The organism is Kocuria dechangensis (genome assembly GCF_014636775.1).
GTDB lineage: Bacteria > Actinomycetota > Actinomycetes > Actinomycetales > Micrococcaceae > Kocuria > Kocuria dechangensis.
The window spans coordinates 180,286-197,163 of record NZ_BMEQ01000001.1; the positions used below are offsets into that span (position 1 = coordinate 180,286).

16 protein-coding genes are annotated in these 16,878 nt (G+C 73.7%); 8 read left to right on the forward strand and 8 right to left on the reverse strand.

All coding sequences use genetic code 11. The features are described 5' to 3' along the window. Positions 1-30: 30 nt before the first annotated feature. The 3 genes from IEW07_RS00785 to IEW07_RS20810 all read right to left on the reverse strand — a co-directional run bounded on the left by IEW07_RS00785 (position 31) and on the right by IEW07_RS20810 (position 3,803). The gene (locus tag IEW07_RS00785; RefSeq protein ID WP_188533927.1) at positions 31-573 is read right to left on the reverse strand and encodes an S-layer homology domain-containing protein; all 543 of its coding nucleotides are present in this window, start codon (positions 571-573) and stop codon (positions 31-33) included. 13 nt (positions 574-586) lie between these two features. Continuing rightward, entirely contained in the window at positions 587-1,660 is a 1,074-nt protein-coding gene (locus tag IEW07_RS00790) for a hypothetical protein (RefSeq protein ID WP_188533928.1), read from the reverse strand. Between the two features lie 190 nt (positions 1,661-1,850). Then, positions 1,851-3,803, reverse strand: a complete 1,953-nt coding sequence (locus IEW07_RS20810; RefSeq protein WP_229741467.1) for a S8 family serine peptidase — start codon at positions 3,801-3,803, stop codon at positions 1,851-1,853. 259 nt (positions 3,804-4,062) lie between these two features. On the opposite strand from IEW07_RS20810, the gene IEW07_RS00800 reads away from it, so the two are divergent. Next, positions 4,063-4,980: a Bax inhibitor-1/YccA family protein gene (locus tag IEW07_RS00800; RefSeq protein ID WP_188533929.1), complete on the forward strand. Its 918-nt coding sequence runs from the start codon at positions 4,063-4,065 to the stop codon at positions 4,978-4,980. A gap of 84 nt (positions 4,981-5,064) precedes the next feature. Here IEW07_RS00800 and IEW07_RS00805 read toward each other — a convergent pair whose 3' ends face one another. Continuing rightward, entirely contained in the window at positions 5,065-5,667 is a 603-nt protein-coding gene (locus IEW07_RS00805; RefSeq protein WP_188533930.1) for a nitroreductase family protein, read from the reverse strand. Positions 5,668-5,784: 117 nt separating this feature from the next. Between IEW07_RS00805 and IEW07_RS00810 the strand changes: the two genes are divergently transcribed. Both IEW07_RS00810 and ilvA read left to right on the forward strand, forming a co-directional pair. Next, entirely contained in the window at positions 5,785-7,146 is a 1,362-nt protein-coding gene (locus IEW07_RS00810; RefSeq protein ID WP_188533931.1) for an AI-2E family transporter, read from the forward strand. 102 nt (positions 7,147-7,248) lie between these two features. Continuing rightward, the gene (ilvA, locus tag IEW07_RS00815) at positions 7,249-8,496 is read left to right on the forward strand and encodes a threonine ammonia-lyase (protein ID WP_188533932.1); all 1,248 of its coding nucleotides are present in this window, start codon (positions 7,249-7,251) and stop codon (positions 8,494-8,496) included. A gap of 112 nt (positions 8,497-8,608) precedes the next feature. On the opposite strand, the gene IEW07_RS00820 is transcribed toward ilvA, so the two are convergent. The 3 genes from IEW07_RS00820 to IEW07_RS00830 form a co-directional block, all read right to left on the reverse strand. Continuing rightward, positions 8,609-8,818 (reverse strand): hypothetical protein, encoded by a 210-nt coding sequence (locus IEW07_RS00820; protein ID WP_188533933.1) that lies wholly within the window; start codon positions 8,816-8,818, stop codon positions 8,609-8,611. 2 nt (positions 8,819-8,820) lie between these two features. Next, positions 8,821-9,324, reverse strand: coding sequence for a transcription elongation factor GreA (gene greA, locus IEW07_RS00825; protein WP_188533934.1), 504 nt, complete (start codon positions 9,322-9,324; stop codon positions 8,821-8,823). Between the two features lie 196 nt (positions 9,325-9,520). Beyond that, positions 9,521-9,958: a DUF4307 domain-containing protein gene (locus tag IEW07_RS00830; protein ID WP_188533935.1), complete on the reverse strand. Its 438-nt coding sequence runs from the start codon at positions 9,956-9,958 to the stop codon at positions 9,521-9,523. A 203-nt stretch (positions 9,959-10,161) separates the two neighbouring features. On the opposite strand from IEW07_RS00830, the gene mca reads away from it, so the two are divergent. The 3 genes from mca to IEW07_RS00845 are packed head-to-tail and all read left to right on the forward strand — an operon-like array spanning position 10,162 to position 13,621. Then, positions 10,162-11,040: a mycothiol conjugate amidase Mca gene (mca, locus tag IEW07_RS00835; protein WP_188534177.1), complete on the forward strand. Its 879-nt coding sequence runs from the start codon at positions 10,162-10,164 to the stop codon at positions 11,038-11,040. An 8-nt stretch (positions 11,041-11,048) separates the two neighbouring features. Next, positions 11,049-11,444, forward strand: a complete 396-nt coding sequence (locus IEW07_RS20815; RefSeq protein ID WP_229741468.1) for a hypothetical protein — start codon at positions 11,049-11,051, stop codon at positions 11,442-11,444. A 56-nt stretch (positions 11,445-11,500) separates the two neighbouring features. After that, positions 11,501-13,621, forward strand: a complete 2,121-nt coding sequence (locus IEW07_RS00845) for a thioredoxin domain-containing protein (RefSeq protein WP_188533936.1) — start codon at positions 11,501-11,503, stop codon at positions 13,619-13,621. Here the strand turns inward: IEW07_RS00845 and trhA are convergent. After that, a complete protein-coding gene (gene trhA, locus IEW07_RS00850; protein ID WP_188533937.1) occupies positions 13,611-14,321 on the reverse strand; it encodes a PAQR family membrane homeostasis protein TrhA in 711 nt (236 codons plus the stop codon). The genes IEW07_RS00845 and trhA overlap by 11 nt on opposite strands. Before the next feature lie 238 nt (positions 14,322-14,559). On the opposite strand from trhA, the gene IEW07_RS00855 reads away from it, so the two are divergent. Both IEW07_RS00855 and phoH2 read left to right on the forward strand, forming a co-directional pair. After that, positions 14,560-15,321 carry an isoprenyl transferase gene (locus IEW07_RS00855; protein ID WP_188533938.1) on the forward strand — a complete coding sequence of 254 codons (762 nt, stop codon included), beginning with the start codon at positions 14,560-14,562 and terminating at the stop codon, positions 15,319-15,321. A 161-nt stretch (positions 15,322-15,482) separates the two neighbouring features. Beyond that, on the forward strand, positions 15,483-16,862 hold the full coding sequence (phoH2, locus tag IEW07_RS00860) for an RNA 5'-3' helicase PhoH2 (protein WP_229741469.1): 1,380 nt from the start codon (positions 15,483-15,485) through the stop codon (positions 16,860-16,862). Positions 16,863-16,878 lie beyond the last annotated feature (16 nt).

Genomic DNA, 16,878 nt, shown 5'->3' on the forward strand with positions numbered 1-16,878 from the left:
GTGCGCCCGCAGCCGCCGGGGCGCGGCCGCTCAGACCGCCTGGTCGAAGCGCTTCAGGAACGCCGCCATCGCGTCTCGGGCGATGGGCAGCCCGGGCCGGTAGGTGCCGTCGGCCCAGCCGGTGGTGATCCCCGTGGACGCCAGCCAGTGGATCTCCTTGTAGAACTGGCGTCCGGGCTGCACGTCCTTGAAACGGGACAGGCGCGGTGGCGTGTAGGGGGGAGAGCCCGCGGCGCGGTAGAACATCGCCGCGGTCGCGTCGCGCGCGATAGGCCGGACCGGCCGGTAGCTCCCATCGGTCCAGCCCCGCAGGAGGCCACGGTCCGCGACCCAGTGGATCTCCTGGTAGAACTGCTGGCCGGGCACGACGTCGGGGAACGAGGAGACGGCCGGCGCCACGAAGTGCGGCTCGCCGGCGAGCCGGTAGAGCGCTGCCGCCATCGCGTCGCGGTTGATCCGGTTGAGCGGGCGGAAGGTCCGGTCGGGCCAGCCGCGCAGGAGGGTCTGGCTCGCGGCCCACTCGATCTCGGCGTAGAACTTGGTGCCCGCGGGCACGTCGGTGAAGGTCGCCATTCCGGTCGTCCTCTCAGTACAGGCCGGCGGCGCCGGTCAGGAAGCGGGCCAGGCCGTGGGCGATGACGAGGTTGCCCAGGGCGTTGAGGTGGAGCCCGTCCCGGGGAGCCATGAGCGAGGGAGGGACCATGCCCCGGCCCAGGGCCAGTTTGTCGGCAGGGGAGGTCCCGATGCTGAAGCGGGCGAGGTCGCCCACCTTCCACAGCGCGGGGTCGCGCAGGGCCGCCAGTGCGTCGAAGTACCGGCGGCCGTACTCGGCCCGGTAGGCGTCGTTGACCTGCCGCAGCCTCGCGAGGGCACCGGAGGGGTTCTCCCAGTACCAGGAGCTCGGGAAGTGGCCCATGACCACGGAGGTGGCCGGCTCGACCTCGAAGACGGCCCGGGTGTCGGCGAGCACGCCGCTGACGTCCATGATGTTGTTCTTGCCGGTCCAGATCAGGTGGGTCTTCCCGCGGTGGGCCGCCTCGAGGCCGGTGTGCCACCAGCTCTGCGGGCCGGAGCCGACGACGACCTCCTCGCCGATCCCCTCGCGGCGGAGCAAGACCTTGTTCCGCCGTCCGGGCACCGCCTCGATGCTGCACGGCACGCCGGCGACGGTTCCGGGGAGCCTCCGGTAGGCGGTGGGCATCCGCCCGTCCAGGACCGAGAGGACGACCTTCCCCTGGGAGGGGAGAACGCCCCCCTGGCCCAGGTAGGCGAAGTCCGGCCGGTAGGGGCGGTCGTAGCGGCGCATCGCCACGGTGTGGTGGGACTGGTGCCCGGCAACGCCCTCGGTGCTGCCGGCCACCCCGAGCAGGACGGCGAGCGCCTCGTGGATCCGCACCGGCCGGAAGCCGACCGGGTACCGGTCGTAGGCGTGGCTGGCGGCCGAGGAGGAGCCCCACAGCACGAGGTCCCGCCGCGGCGACGGCGTCGGCTGCTCCGGCGCCGTGGGCTCGGGAGCAGGCTGCTCCGGGACGGTCGGCGCCGGGGTCGGCTCCTCGGCCGCGGCGTGCTGCGCGCGGAGCAGGACGGAGACGGCGGCCGCGGCCCCGGCGCCGAGGACGGTGCGGCGGGAGGGGTCGGAAGAGGGGGGAGTGGCGCTCATCGGGGGGCCTTCGTTCGGAGGGTCTCGCTCATCATGGGCGGACCCCAGTGCTTTGCGAACGCAACGCGCCGCAGGGGGTGCGCCAGGCCCGGAGGGGCGTTGCACGGGTCCGGGGACTGCCGGGAGGGGACCGGCCCCGCTCCGGGCGGGAGCGGGGCCGACGGGGCAGGAGGGGCGGACCCGGCCGGCGTCAGACCAGGGGCGCCAGGCGGTAGAGGAACGCCGCCATCGCGTCGCGGTTGATGGGCTGCCACGGCCGGTAGGTGCCGTCGGTCCAGCCGGTGGAGATCCCGCGGGCCCGGAGCCAGGACATCTCCGTGTAGAACTGCGTGCCGCGTGCGACGTCCTTGAAGGGGGACACCGCCGGGGCGCTGTAGGCGGGGGAGCCGGCCATGCGGTAGAGGAAGGCGGCCATCGCGTCGCGCTCGATCGGCTCGAAGGGCCGGTAGGTGCCGTCCCTCCATCCGGTGGAGATGCCCTCGGACCGCAGCCACGCCATCTCCTTGTAGTACATCTGGGTCGTGGAGACGTCCTTGAAGGGCGAGACCTTCGGCGGGGTGTAGGCGGGGGAGCCGGCCATGCGGTAGAGAAAGGCGGCCATCGCGTCGCGGTTGATCGCCTGGACCGGCCGGTACGTGCGCGCCCCGTTGGCGGCGACCCAGCCCGTCGAGATGCCGCGCCGGTGGGCCCACGCGATCTCGTCGTAGAACTGGGCGCCCCAGAAGACGTCCTTGAACACCGAGGTGATGTAGAGGCCGTCGTGCGTGTTGAGCGTCTTGCCCTCGGTGAAGGGGTCCCCGGAGTCCAGGAGGAGCTGCTTGTACTGGTCGGCGGTGAAGTGCCGGTTCTTCTGCTTCATCAGCGCCACGGTCCCCGCCACGTGCGGGGCGGCCATCGACGTGCCCGACAGCCAGGTGCTGTTGGCCGCCGACGGTCCCTTGGTGCCGCTGTTGCCGGAGGAGAGGATGCCGTCGCCCGGAGCCCAGATGTCGACCCCTGCGCCCCAGTTGGAGTAGCTGGCCCGGGCGCCGGCGGAGGTGATGGCGCCGGTGGTGATCACGTTGTAGCAGTTGCCCGGGGCGTAGCCGTAGGCGTTCAGGCCCGAGTTGCCCGCGGCCACGACCACGGGGATGTTGCGGCTGTAGGCGGTGTCGACGGCCGACTGGAACGTCGGCCCGCACGAGCCGCCGAAGGCCAGGGACATGTTGATGACGTCCGCCCGGCGCGGGGCGGCGGGCACCCCCGCGACGGCGCCGCCGGCCAGCCAGACCACCGCGGCGGCGACGTCGGAGACGTAGCCGGTGCCGCAGGCGCCCAGGGCCCGGGCGTTGAGCAGCCGGGCGTCCGGTGCGACGCCCACGGTGCCGATGCTGTTGCGGGCGGCCGCGGCGATGCCGGCGACGTGGGTGCCGTGCCAGTTGGAGTTCATGGCCGCGGACCCGCTCCAGCACTGCCCGGCGCTGGAGTAGGTGCCGGGGTCCGTGGCGTCGGGGTCCCGGCCGTCGCTGTCGTTGGAGATCGTGGGGTCGCTGACGAAGTCGTAGCCGCCGACGATCTTCGGCGACAGGTCCGGGTGGTAGGCCATGCCGGTGTCGACCACGCCGATGGTCACGCCCCGGCCGGTGGCGGTGTCCCAGGCCATGGGGGTGCCGAGCGCCTGCATGCCCCACTGGTAGCCGTAGTCGGCGTCGTAGGCCGCGGCGGCGGTGGAGCCCAGCCGGTCGAGGTCGGGATCGGTGGAGATCTCCGCGGTGAACACCAGGCGGTCGGGCTCGGCGTAGGCGACCGCCGGGTCGGCGGCGATCTCCTCGGCGAGCTTCTCGGCGTCGCCGGTGGAGATCTCGCCGGCGAGCTCGACCACGTCCGCGCCGTCCACGGTGGTCTTGATCTCGACCGCGTCGGTGGCCTCGGGAACGTCCGCCGCGTCGGCGGCCTCCTCGAGCACACGGTCCTTCTCGCCCTGGGCCAGGGGGGTCTCGTACTTGACGATCATCCGGTCGGTGACCTCGGGGAGGTCGGTGCCGTCCACGGGCGCGGCGGAGGGCGCCGGATCGACGGGGACGGCGGCGGCCGGGGACACCGGCCCGAGCACGAGCGCCAGGGTGAGAGCGGACAGGGCAGGGGGGAGCAAGGATCTGTGCACGGGGGGATCTCCTGGGGGGATGGGAGGTGCGCGACGATCGTCCCACAGGCACCGCGGGCAGGGGAGGGGTGGGCCCCGAGAACCTTCGAAGATGCCGTTCTGTTACGAAAGGGAACGCCGCGGGCGGGCGGCGTCCCGCGGAACCGCGAGAACCCTGCTCGCCCACGGCTCAATCCCAGCTGATCCCATGCTTCCGTGCGGTCGCCGTTGCTACTCTGGAGGCACACGACGCACATCAGTGCCAGGGAAGGACCGACACATGGCCGGCGGAAACCCGCTACTCCGCGATTTCAGCAAGACGGGCGCCAACAGCGCCCGGCCCACCGGGGCGCAGTACGGATCGCCGTACGGGCAGGGCTCCTACGGCGGCTACCAGGCCCCGCAGTACCAGCAGCCCGGCGCCCCCCAGCAGGGCGGCGGCCGGGGCGGCTGGGGACAGCCGCAGCCGCGCGCCCCCTACTCCGCCGAGCAGCTCGGCGCGATGTACAACGCCCCCGCCGCCGGGACCAACCAGACCGGCCGGATGACCTACGACGACGTCATCATGCGCACCGCCATGGTGCTCGGCGCCGTCGTGCTCGGTGCGCTCGCCGGGTGGATGGTGCCCGCGCTGATGCTCCCGGGCCTCGTCGTGGGCCTCGTCCTGGGCCTCGTCAACGCGTTCAAGCGCCAGCCCTCGCCGGCGCTCATCCTCGCCTACGGCCTCTTCGAGGGCATGTTCCTGGGCGGGATCTCCGCGATGTTCGAGGGCATCTACCCGGGCATCGTGGTGCAGGCCGTCATCGGCACCATCGCCGTGTTCGCCTCCGTGCTGGTCCTGTTCCGGTCCGGCAAGCTGCGGGCCTCCGCCAAGACGACCCGGATCTTCATGGTCGCCCTCATGGCCTACGCCATCTTCTCGCTGGTGAACCTCGGCGCCGTCCTGCTGTTCGGCTTCGACATCCGCACCGGGACCGCCCTGGGCGGCTGGCTGGGCCTGGCCATCGGTGCCATCGCGATCCTGCTCGCGGCGTACAGCTTCGTGCTGGACTTCGAGAACATCAAGCACGGGGTCGAGGCCGGCGCGCCCGAGAAGGCCGCCTGGTCCGCGGCGTTCGGCCTCACGGTCACCCTCGTGTGGACCTACATCGAGATCCTGCGCATCCTCGCGATCATCCGCTCGATGGTCTCCGACTGACCCGGCGCACCCGACACCGCGTCCGGCGACGGCCCGGCACCCACCAGGGTGCCGGGCCGTCGCCGTGTCCCTGGGCCTGCGGCGCTAGAGCCAGGTGACGGGCACCTCGACCAGGGGGCGGGTGACCACGTGGTCGGCCGCGGCGGCGCGGGGGACCCGTCCCACGAACAGCCAGCCGAGGATCCTCTCCTGGGGCCCGAGCCCGTAGTAGTCGCGGACCGTGTCCTGGCGGGCCTCGTCCCGGTGCTCCCAGATAGTGCCCCACCCTGCCGCCCAGAACGCGGCCTCCAGCAGGGGCCGCGCCCCGTGGGCGGCGGCCAGCTGCTCCTTGCGCGGGACGCCCTGGCCGCCGTCGGGGCTGAAGACGACCGCGAGGCACATCCCGCCGGTGCCGGCCCACTTCAGGGCCCCGCGGAACGCCGCGAGCCGGCGCAGCTGCTTGCCCTTGAGCCGGGGCACCGGCCCGGTCATGTTCGGCACCGTCGTCATCCCGGCCATCGCCGCCGCCAGCTCCGGGGCGGAGCGGCGCGTGGTGACGACCACCCGCCAGCTCGGCCCGGGCACCGCGCCGCCCGTCCCGGCGACCGCGCGCAGCACGGCCTCGAGCTCCTCCCGCGGAGGGGCGTCCGGGGTCAGTGCGGGGGCCGGGCGGCGCTGGGCGAGGACTCGGAGGAAGGTGCGCGACATGCCCCCAGTCTCCCACCGCACCGGGGCCGTCGGCCCGGCAGCGCCCGCCCCGCGCGCGTCCCCCACCGTCCGCCGTCCCGTCACCTGGCCGACGCACGCGCGTGCCAAGATGGCCCCATGCCTTCGACATCGCACGACGCCGAGCGTTCCCCCGGTTCCTGGCAGGACCACGATCTGCCGCCGCTGCACGGCAACGCCGCCGGCGGGGTCGCCATCCCGGTGCGGGTGGCGGCGGCGTGGTCCTGGCGGCTCATCATCATCCTCGCCGCCGTGGGGCTGCTGGGCTACATCCTGTCGACGATCACCGTGGTCATCATCCCCGTGCTCATCGCGGGGCTGCTGGCCGGGCTCCTCTTCCCCCTGGTGAAGTGGCTGCGAGCCCGGCACGTCCCGGCGGGACTGGCCGCCGGCATCGCCGTCCTGTCCCTCGTCGGCGTGGTGACCGGCCTCCTCGTGCTGGCCGGGCGGCAGATCGTCCTGGGCTTCGCCCAGCTCTCCGACTCGGTCGTGATCGGCACCCAGCAGCTGCTCGGCTGGCTCGAGGACGGGCCCCTGAACATCAGCGCGGACAGCATCAACGAGTGGATCGACGACCTCGGCACCACGGTCCAGGACAACAGCGAGGCCATCCTGTCGGGGGCCATGTCCTTCGGGTCGACCGCCGGCAACGTGCTGACGGGCATCATCATCATGCTCTTCACCCTGCTGTTCTTCCTCATGGACGGGGAGCGGATCTGGCTGTTCCTGGTCCGGCTCTTCCCGGTCAGCGCGCGGCAGGCCGTCAACGGCGCCGGCCGCCGGGGCTGGACCTCGCTCGTGCAGTACGCCCGGATCCAGGGCTTCGTGGCGTTCGTGGACGCCGTGGGCATCGGGGTGGGTGCCGCCCTGCTCGGGGTGCCGCTGGCGCTGCCCATCGGCATCCTGGTGTTCCTCGGCTCCTTCATCCCGATCGTCGGCGCCGTCATCACCGGCGCGGTGGCCGTGCTCGTGGCGCTGGTGGCCAACGGCTTCGGCAACGCCATGGCCATGCTGGCGGTCGTGCTGCTGGTCCAGCAGATCGAGTCCAACGCCCTCCAGCCGCTCGTGATGGGCCGGGCGGTGTCCCTGCACCCGCTGGCGGTGTTCCTGGCCGTGGCCTCCGGGACGATCCTCTTCGGCATCGCCGGCGCCCTGTTCGCCGTGCCGGTCATGGCGTTCCTCAACACCGTGGTGCGCTACCTCGTGGGCCGGCGGTGGGCCGACGACGACGAGATCGCGTGGCAGCCCTACTACTTCCCCTGGGAGATCAAGAAGCACGCGCGCCGGAACGAGCTGACCCGCGACCAGGTGATGGCCCAGCTCCAGCGCTTCCGCCGCACGCGCGCCAAGGAGCGGCTGCAGGCGGCCCTCAAGCGCGAGACCCGGCGTCCCCGGGAGCAGGCCCCGGCCCCGGAGGGCGGAACCGGGGGCCACGACCGGGCCCCCTCCGGCACGGACTAGGATGGACACCGCGCCTGCCGTCCGCGGGCGCGCTCCCCGCGCGTCGGTCCCCGGGCGCCGACCGCGCCCGTCCCGCGCCCGCCCGGAAGAGTGAGGACCACCGTGAGCCTGGCCGATCTGCCCGTCCGCCTGTCCGACGTCGAGGCCGCCGCCGCGCTGCTCGAGGGCGTCACCGAGCGGACGCCCATGGCCCACTCGCGGGCGCTGTCCCGGCTCGTCGGCTCCGAGGTCAACCTCAAGGCGGAGAACCTCCAGCGCTCCGGGTCGTTCAAGGTCCGCGGCGCCTACGTGCGCATGGCCAAGCTCAGCCCGGAGGAGAAGGCCCGCGGCGTCGTCGCCGCGTCGGCCGGCAACCACGCCCAGGGCGTGGCGCTCGCCGCGGACCGGCTGGGCATCGTGGCCCGCATCTACATGCCGCGGGGCGCGGCGCTGCCGAAGGTCGCGGCCACCCAGGACCACGGGGCCGAGGTGATCCTGCACGGCTCCACGGTCGACGAGGCCCTCGCCGAGGCGCAGCGCTACGCCGAGGAGACCGGCGCCGTGATCGTCCACCCCTTCGACCACCCCGACATCGTCGCCGGACAGGGCACCCTGGGCCTCGAGATCCTCGATCAGGTGCCCGACGTCGACACCGTCATCACCGGCGTGGGCGGCGGGGGACTGCTGGCGGGCCTGGCCGTGGCGGTGAAGGCCCGCGCGGAGCAGCTCGGCCGGCCCATCCGGGTGATCGGCGTGCAGGCGGAGAACGCGGCGGCCTACCCGCCGTCGCTGGCGGGCGACGCCCTCGTGACCCTCGAGCGGGTCTCCACGATCGCGGACGGCATCGCCGTGGGCAAGCCCGGGCAGCTGCCGTTCAGCATCATCAAGGAGCTCGCGGACGACGTCGTGACGGTCTCCGAGGACTCGCTCGCGCAGGCGCTGATCTTCCTGCTGGAGCGCAACAAGCTCGTCGTCGAGCCCGCCGGCGCGGTGGGCGTCGCCGCGCTCCTCGACGGCGCGCTGCAGAAGACCTGTCCGGACCTGGGCAACACCGTGGTGGTGCTCTCCGGCGGCAACATCGACCCCATGCTCATGCTCAAGGTGATCCAGCGCGGCCTCTCCGCCGCGGGCCGGTACATGACCATCAAGATGATGCTCACCGACCGTCCCGGCGAGCTGGCGCTGATCTCCAAGATCATCGCGATCCAGGACGCCAACGTGACGGGCGTGGACCACACCCGCATCGGCGGGTCGCTGAGCATGGGCGACGTCTCGATCACCATCGACATGGAGACCAAGGGCCACGAGCACTGCCGGCAGATCCTGCGGGCGCTCGAGGCGGAGGGGTACCACCCCGTCGTCGTGCACTGATCGCCCGGCCCGTGCGCCGCTCGCCCCGGTCGGCGGCGCCCTCCCCGACGACGACGAACGGCGCCGGTCCCCGCGGGGACCGGCGCCGTTCGTGCGCCCGGGCGGGCGGCCCTCAGCTGCGGCCGCGCGCCGTGAAGTAGGTGATGAACCCGCTGACGAACGTCGCGAACACGAAGACGTTGCGCAGGCTCCCCGGGGCCGAGGCCTCCGGGTCGCCCTGCCCCACGAAGTGCAGGACGACCGCGACGACCGCGAGCGCCCCGGTGAGCGCGATCATGGCCCAGGTCCCGGGACCGGGCCGGCGCAGCCAGTGGGTCGTCATGCTCAGCCCTGGAAGGGCTTGGCGTCGAGGATCTTCACCGGGATCTGCTTGCCGTTGGGCGCGGTGTAGGACAGCTCGTCGCCGACCTTGTGGCCCGAGATGGCGGAGCCCATGGGCGACTTCTCGGAGAAGACCTCGAGCTCCTGGCCGGCGGCCAGGTCCTCGGCGACCTCGCGGGAGCCGATGAGGAAGGTCATCGGCTCCCCGGCGATCTCCGCGGTGACGACCATGCCGGCCTCGACGACCCCGTCGTCCGCGGGGGCCTCGCCCACCTGGGCGTTCTCCAGGAGGGCCTTGAGGTGCGCGATCCGGCCCTCGTTCTTGCTCTGCTCCTCGCGGGCGGCGTGGTAGCCGCCGTTCTCCTTGAGGTCGCCCTCGGAGCGGGCCTGGTCGATGCGCTCCACGATCTCCTGCCGGTACGGCCCGGAGATGTGGGCGAGCTCCTTCTGCAGGCGGTCGTAGGCCTCCTGGGTCAGCCAGGCGCCGTTCTTGTTGGTGGTGGTCACGATCTCTCCTCGGTGGACGGTCTGCCGGCCCTGCGGGTGGTCCGGGAAGCGGCCGGCTCGACGGCCGGGGCCGTCGACGGTGCGGGGGTCCGCAAACACAAAGACCCCGCCCGGGGGCGGGGAGTTCTGGTACCCAAGTCTAGGCGCGGCCGTCGGCAACCCCAAAGAATCATGACGGCGCGGCCCCGGGGCGCGCTCACTCCTCGACCTTCTCCACCCAGCAGGAGTCGACGACGGCGGTGGTCGCGAGGTTCGTCGTGCGCAGCGCCACCCGGTGGGAACTGGTCCGGCCGTCGCTCAGCAGCTCCTCCGGGACGGCGCCGACGGTGACCTCCTTCCACCCCACCACGGCGTACTCCTCGTTGAGGGCGCGCACCGCGCAGGTGACGACGTCCCCGGGGCGCTTGGTGAGGTCGAAGTCCGCGGTGGCCTGCGTCTCGGAGACGATCTGGAAGCCGACGTCCTTGAACGTGGGCGCCGAGCTCTGGGCGGTGACCACCCACACGATGAAGACGGCGGACACGAGGGTGGCCGCCAGGAGGATGCCGAGCCACCCGCGCGGGCCGATCCGCCGGGTGCGGGCCGGGGCGCCGTAGCGGTTCCGGAGCAGGTCTGGGGTGGCTTCGGTGGACACGGCGGCCTCGGGTCTCGGGGGCAGGGGACGGCGCCGGGCCCGGCAGCCGCCCGACCACTGTAGCCGAGGCCCCTGGGAGCATGCCGGGGACGGGGGACCGCGCCGGACGCGTAAAATGATGGACGGCCCGTGCCCGCACCGGCCGTGCCCCGCCGTTCCCGACCGTTCCCGAGAGGACCTCCCGAGTGACCTCCCTGTCAGAGATGCGCCTGCTGGCCGTCCACGCCCACCCCGACGACGAGTCGAGCAAGGGCGCCGCGACCATGGCCCACTACGTCCGGCAGGGGGTCGAGGTCGTGGTGGCCACGTGCACCGGCGGCGAACGGGGGTCGATCCTCAACGCGGAGATGGACGGGAACGCCCATGCCGAGCGCGACCTGGCGGGGCTGCGCCGGCACGAGATGGCCCGGGCGGCCGCCGCCCTGGGCATCCGCCACCGCTGGCTGGGCTTCGCGGACTCCGGTCTGCCCGAGGGCGACCCGCTGCCGCCGCTGCCGTGGGGCTGCTTCGCCCTGCAGCCGCTCGAGCGCGCCGCCGCGCCGCTGGTGCGCCTGGTCCGCGAGTTCCGCCCGCACGTGGTCCTCACCTACGACGAGAACGGCGGCTACCCGCACCCCGACCACATCCAGACGCACAACGTCTCCGTCGAGGCGTTCCGGGCCGCGGGCGACCCCGCTCGCTACCCCGGGCTCGGGGACCCGTGGACGCCGCTGAAGCTCTACTACGACCGCGCGTTCAACGTGGAGCGCTTCGTCGCCCTGCACGAGGCCCTCGAGGAGCGAGGACTCCAGTCCCCGTACGCCGCGCGGATCGCCGCCCAGCAGGAGAGCGACCCGGAGGGCCACCGCCCGCCGGTGGCCCGCCACGAGACCACCACCAGGATCGAGTGCCCGCACACCTTCCCCCACCGGGACGAGGCCCTGCGCAGCCACCGCACCCAGGTCGCTCCGGACGGCATGTTCTTCGCCGTGTCCGCCGAGCTGCAGGCCGAGGTGTGGCCCTGGGAGGACTACGTCCTGGCCGACTCCCGCGTGCGCACGAGCCTGCCGGAGACCGACCTGTTCGCCGGGATCGTGGGCTGACCGAGGAGATGACCACCGTGCTGACCACCCTGAACAGCGCCACGGGCATGCTGGGCCTGCTGCCTGCGATCGCCCCCAACCCGATCGACGAGGGGACGCTCAGGCCCGGCCTCGACCCGAGCCAGGTGACCCCCGGGCTGATCGGCTTCCTCATGACCCTGTTCCTGGCCGTGGTCGTGATCCTGCTCTTCCTGGACTTCAACCGCCGCAACCGGCGGCTGCGCTACCGTGCCGAGTACGCCGAGCGCCGGGCCGCCGAGGAGCGGACGGCCGGTGGGACCGTGCCGGACCGGAGGACCGGCCCGCAGGACGCCTCCGACAGCGCCCGCGCCGCCACGGCCGGCCGTGCCGAGGACGGCGCCGCGCCGTCGTCGGGGACCGACGAGCGGAGCGGCCCCCGCTGACCGACCGGGGCCCCGGCGGGGCCCGCGTGCAGGACCCGAGCCCGAAGGAGCGCCCCGTGCCCAACCGCCTGACCGGACAGTCCTCCGCGTACCTGCGCCAGCACGCGGACAACCCCGTGGACTGGCAGCCCTTCGACGACGCCGCGTTCGCCGAGGCCGCCCGCCGGGACGTCCCCGTCTTCCTCTCCGTGGGCTACGCCGCGTGCCACTGGTGCCACGTCATGGCCCACGAGTCCTTCGAGGACCCCGGGACCGGGGCGTACCTCAACGAGCACTTCGTGCCCGTCAAGGTGGACCGCGAGGAGCGCCCCGACGTGGACGCCGTCTACATGGCCGCCACGCAGCTGATCACCCGTCAGGGAGGGTGGCCCATGAGCGTGTTCCTCACGCCGGACGGGCGCGCCTTCCACGCCGGCACCTACTTCCCGCCGCGGCCCGCCCCGGGCATGCCGTCCTTCCGCCAGGTGCTCGAGGCCGTGGCGCAGGCGTGGGCGCAGCGCCGGCCGGAGCTGGAGCGGGCGGCGGACGAGGTCGCCCGCGCGATCGCAGGGCAGGCGGAGGACCTGCGCGCGGCCCTGGGCGCGGTCGACGCCCCGGCGGTCGAGGTCCCCGCGGACGGCCTCCCCGCCGACGACGAGGTGTCCGGCCTGCTGGCCGCCGCGCTGGACGCGCTGCTCGGGGACGAGGACCCGCAGCACGGCGGCTTCGGCGGCGCCCCGAAGTTCCCTCCGTCCACCGTCCTGCCCCTGCTCGAGCGCGTCGCCGCGGGCCGGGACCCGCGGAGCGCCGACCGGGCGCGCGGGCTGCTGGTGCGCACCCTCGACGCGATGCGCGGCTCGGCGCTGCTCGACCACGTGGCCGGCGGCTTCTACCGGTACTCCGTGACCCGCGAGTGGTCGCTGCCGCACTACGAGAAGATGCTCTACGACAACGCCCAGCTGCTGCGCGCCTGTGCGCGCGCCGCCGCCCGCGAACCGGGCCGCGGCTACGACCGCACGGCCGCGGACACCGCGGGCTTCCTGCTGCGGGAGCTGCGCCTGCCGGGCGGGGCGTTCGCCTCCTCCCTGGACGCCGACACCCCCTCCGACGACGGCGACGTGCACAGCGGCGAGGGCGCGTTCTACGTCTGGACCCGCACCGAGCTGCGGGACGTGCTCGGCCCCGAGCGCGGGGCCGCGGTCGCCGACCTCATGGGCGTGGCCGCCGGCCGGGCCCAGCCGCTGCACCCGGGGCGCGTGCTGGACGAGGACGAGCAGGCGCTGTGGGACGGGGCGCGCCCGGAGCTGGCCGCGGCCCGTGCCCGCCGCCGGGCGCCGGCCCGCGACGACAAGGTCGTGGCGGGCTGGAACGGGATGGCCGTGGCCGCGCTCGCGGAGGCCGGCGCCCTGCTCGGGGACCCCGCGCTGCTGCTCGCGGCCGAGCAGGCCGCCGGCCACCTCTGGGACGTCCACTGGGACGGCGGCCGCCGGCGGCTGGCCCGCACCAGCCACGAGGGCTCGGCCGCGTCGTCGATCGAGGGCCTGCTGGAGGACTACGCGATGGTCGCCGAGGGGTTCCTGGTCCTCTACCGGGCCGGCGCGCCCGCCGTCTGGGCCGCTCGGGCACGGGAGATCGCCGAGGTCGCGGGGGAGCGGTTCTCCCACGCCGGCCCGGGCGGGGGCGCCGACCGCGTCTGGTCGGACCTCGCGGACGTGCCCGCCCCGCTGCTCGCGGCCGGGAGCACCGGGCGGGCCGACCCCCTCGACGACGTCACGCCGGCGGGCACCGCCGTGCACGCCGCGGTGCTCCTGGACCTGTGTGCCCTCGACGAGGACGAGCGCTGGGCGGCGCTCGTGCCCCCGCTGCTCGGACCGCTGGAGCTGCTGGCGCGGCGCGCGCCGCGCAGCGCGGGGTGGGCGCTGACCGTGCGCGCGGCCCTGGCCGAGGCCCCGGCCCACGTGGTGCTCGCGGGCGGGACGGCCGAGGACAAGCTCGAGGCGCGGCGGGCCGTGGGCGCGGGAGCCGTGCTGGACACCTGGGTCGTGGACGCCGACGACCCGGACGCGCCCGGCGCCGCCCGCGGCAAGGACGCCCTCGGCGGGCGGTTCACGGTCCACGTGTGCCGGGACTTCGCCTGCCGGGCCCCGGTGCACTCGGTGGCCGAGCTCGAGCAGCAGCTGCGGGGCGTCAGCGGCTGAGCACCGCGATCAGGATCGCGACGTAGTGCAGCAGGAACCCCACGACCGTGAAGGCGTGGAAGACCTCGTGGAAGCTGAACAGCTCGGGCAGCAGGCGGGGCCGCTTCGTGCCGTAGACCACGGCGCCGGTGATGTAGGCGGCGCCGCCGGCGGCCGTCAGCGCCGCCGCCGCGGGGCTGGTCTGCCAGAACTGGGGGAGGTAGAAGGCCGCCAGGCACCCCATCACCACGTACAGCGGCGTGTAGAGCCAGCGCGGGGCGAGGGTCCACAGGAGCCGGAACAGCACGAGGCCCGCGGCGCAGGACCAGATCACCGTCAGCAGCAGCTGCGACTGCCCCGCCGGCAGCAGGGCGACGGCCAGCGGGGTGTAGGTCCCGGCGATCAGCAGCGCGATGTTGGAGTGGTCCATCCGGCGCAGCACCATGTGCAGCTTCCGGGGCCAGTAGGCCCGGTGGTAGATCGCCGACACGCCGAACAGCAGGATCCCGGTCACGCCGTACACGGCCGTGGCGATCCGCAGCTCCGTGGTGGGGGCCACGACGATCGCCACGAGCCCCAGGACGACGACGACGGGCGTGAAGCCGGCGTGGATCCACCCCCGCCACGCGGGCTTGCGCTCGAGGAGGTCCTCGACCCGCTGCTCGACCGCGTCCCCGAACTCCTCCGCGGCCGGTCCGAGCCCGCCCGGCGTGTCCTCCATCGTGTCCGTCCTCGTCTCCCGTGCGCGTCTGCGGCGCGAAGTCCTGCCAGGCGCCACACCGGGTAGTTTAGGAGGAGTCCCCGACCGCCCGCTGGGCGCCGGCTGCCCCTGCCCGGGGCACCGGAGCACCGGCCCGCGGCGCCGTCCACCGCGGCACCGGCGCCACGGCCGGGGGCACCCCTGACGGCACCATCCCGCGGCGACCGCCGCACGATCCGAAGCACGGGAGGAACCACCGATGGCGAAGCCCCGGCCGCTCTACCGGTTCTACGAGCGGCGGCTCGCGGCCGGCCTCGACCCGGCGCGGCTGCCCAAGCACGTCGGCGTCCTGGTGGACGGGAACCGGCGGTGGGCCAAGCAGTGCGGCGCCAGCACGGCGGCCGGGCACGCGGCCGGGGCCGAGAAGATCGTCGAGTTCCTCGGCTGGTGCCAGGAGCTGAGGATCGAGGTGGTCACCCTCTACATCCTCTCGACCGAGAACCTCAAGCGCCCCGCCGCGGAGCTGGACCCGCTGCTGGAGATCATCTCCGACCTGCTGGACACGCTCACCGAGACCGGCGTCTACCGGGTGCAGCCCGTGGGCGCCCTCGAGCTGCTCCCGCCCCGGCTCGCCGAGCGCCTCGCGGAGCTCAGGGAGCACACTGCCGCGAACCCCGGCCCGCACCTGAACATCGCGGTGGGCTACGGGGGCCGGCAGGAGATCGTCGACGCCGTGCGCGAGGTCCTCACCGGTGCCCTGGACGCCGGCCAGGACCTGCGGGAGCTCGCCGAGCGCCTGTCGGTCGAGGACATCTCCCAGCACCTCTACACCCGCGGCCAGCCCGACCCGGACCTGCTCATCCGCACCTCGGGGGAGCAGCGGCTGTCCGGGTTCCTCATGTGGCAGTCGGCCTACAGCGAGTACTACTTCTGCGAGGCCCTGTGGCCGGACTTCCGGCGCGTGGACTTCCTGCGCGCCCTGCGGGACTACTCCTCCCGGCAGCGGCGCTTCGGCGGCTGAGCCGGGGAGCGGCCGGACCCCGGTTGTTACGGACCGGTAACGGCACGGTCTGTTTCCGCCCCGTTCACCGTTTCCTCTCGCGCGGGGGACCCGCTGTGCGTACGTTTGGGCTCAGGCGGACGGTGACACGCCGGCCGCCGGACCGAGTCGGAAGGGCCGCCATGAGCATCTCCAAGAAGTCGGAGCGCATCACAGACATCACGACCCCGCTGGGGGCCGAAGGTGCCGGAGGGTCCGTGCCGCGCACGGCCGTGCGCTCGTACGTCATCGACACGTCGGTGCTGCTCTCCGATCCCCGGGCCATCCTGCGCTTCGCCGAGCACGAGGTCGTCCTGCCCGTCGTGGTCATCACCGAGCTGGAGGGCAAGCGCCACGACCCCGAGCTCGGCTACTTCGCCCGGCAGGCGCTGCGGCTGCTCGACGACCTGCGCCTGGAGCACAAGGGCCTCAACCGCCCGGTGCCGATCGGCGACCTCGGCGGGATGCTCGTCGTCGAGCTCAACCACGTGGCGGACACCGTCCTGCCCGAGAGCTTCCGGCTCAAGGACAACGACTCGCGGATCCTGGCCGTGGCCCTGAACCTCGCCAACGAGGGCAAGGACGTGTGCGTGGTCTCCAAGGACCTGCCGATGCGGGTCAAGGCCTCCGCGCTGGGCCTGGAGGCCGACGAGTACCGCGCGGAGTGGGTCGGCTCCGACGTCGAGTGGTCCGGGACCGCGGAGCTCGACGTGGACGACGACGTCGTGGCCCGGCTCTACGACGGCGAGCACGTGCCGGTGCCGGGCACGGAGGGGATGCCCGCGAACACGGGCCTGACCCTGCACTCGGTGCGCGGCAATGCGCTGGCCCGGATCCGCGCGGACGGCAGCTCGCGGATCGTGCGGGGCGACCGGGACGTGTTCGGCGTCAACGGCCGCTCCGCCGAGCAGCGGCTCGCGATCGACCTGCTGCTGGACCCGGAGGTGGGCATCGTCTCCCTCGGCGGGCGCGCCGGCACGGGCAAGTCGGCGCTGGCGCTGTGCGCGGGCCTCGAGACGGTGATGGAGCGCCGCGAGCACCGCAAGGTCATGGTCTTCCGCCCCCTCTACGCCGTGGGCGGGCAGGAGCTCGGCTACCTGCCCGGCAGCGAGGAGGAGAAGATGAACCCGTGGGGCCAGGCGGTCTTCGACACCCTCGGCGCGCTCGTCTCGCAGGAGGTCGTCGAGGAGGTGCTCGACCGCGGGATGCTGGAGGTGCTCCCGCTGACCCACATCCGGGGCCGGTCGCTGCACGACGCGTTCGTGATCGTCGACGAGGCGCAGTCGCTCGAGAAGAACGTGCTCCTCACCGTCCTGTCCCGCATCGGCCAGAACTCCAAGGTGGTGATGACCCACGACGTCGCCCAGCGCGACAACCTGCGCGTCGGCCGCCACGACGGGGTCACGGCCGTGGTCGAGGCGCTCAAGGGCCACCCGCTGTTCGGCCACGTGACGCTCACCCGCTCCGAGCGCTCGCCGATCGCGGCGCTCGTGACGGAGGTGCTGGGCGACCTGGACGGCTAGCTCCCCGCGTCCTCCT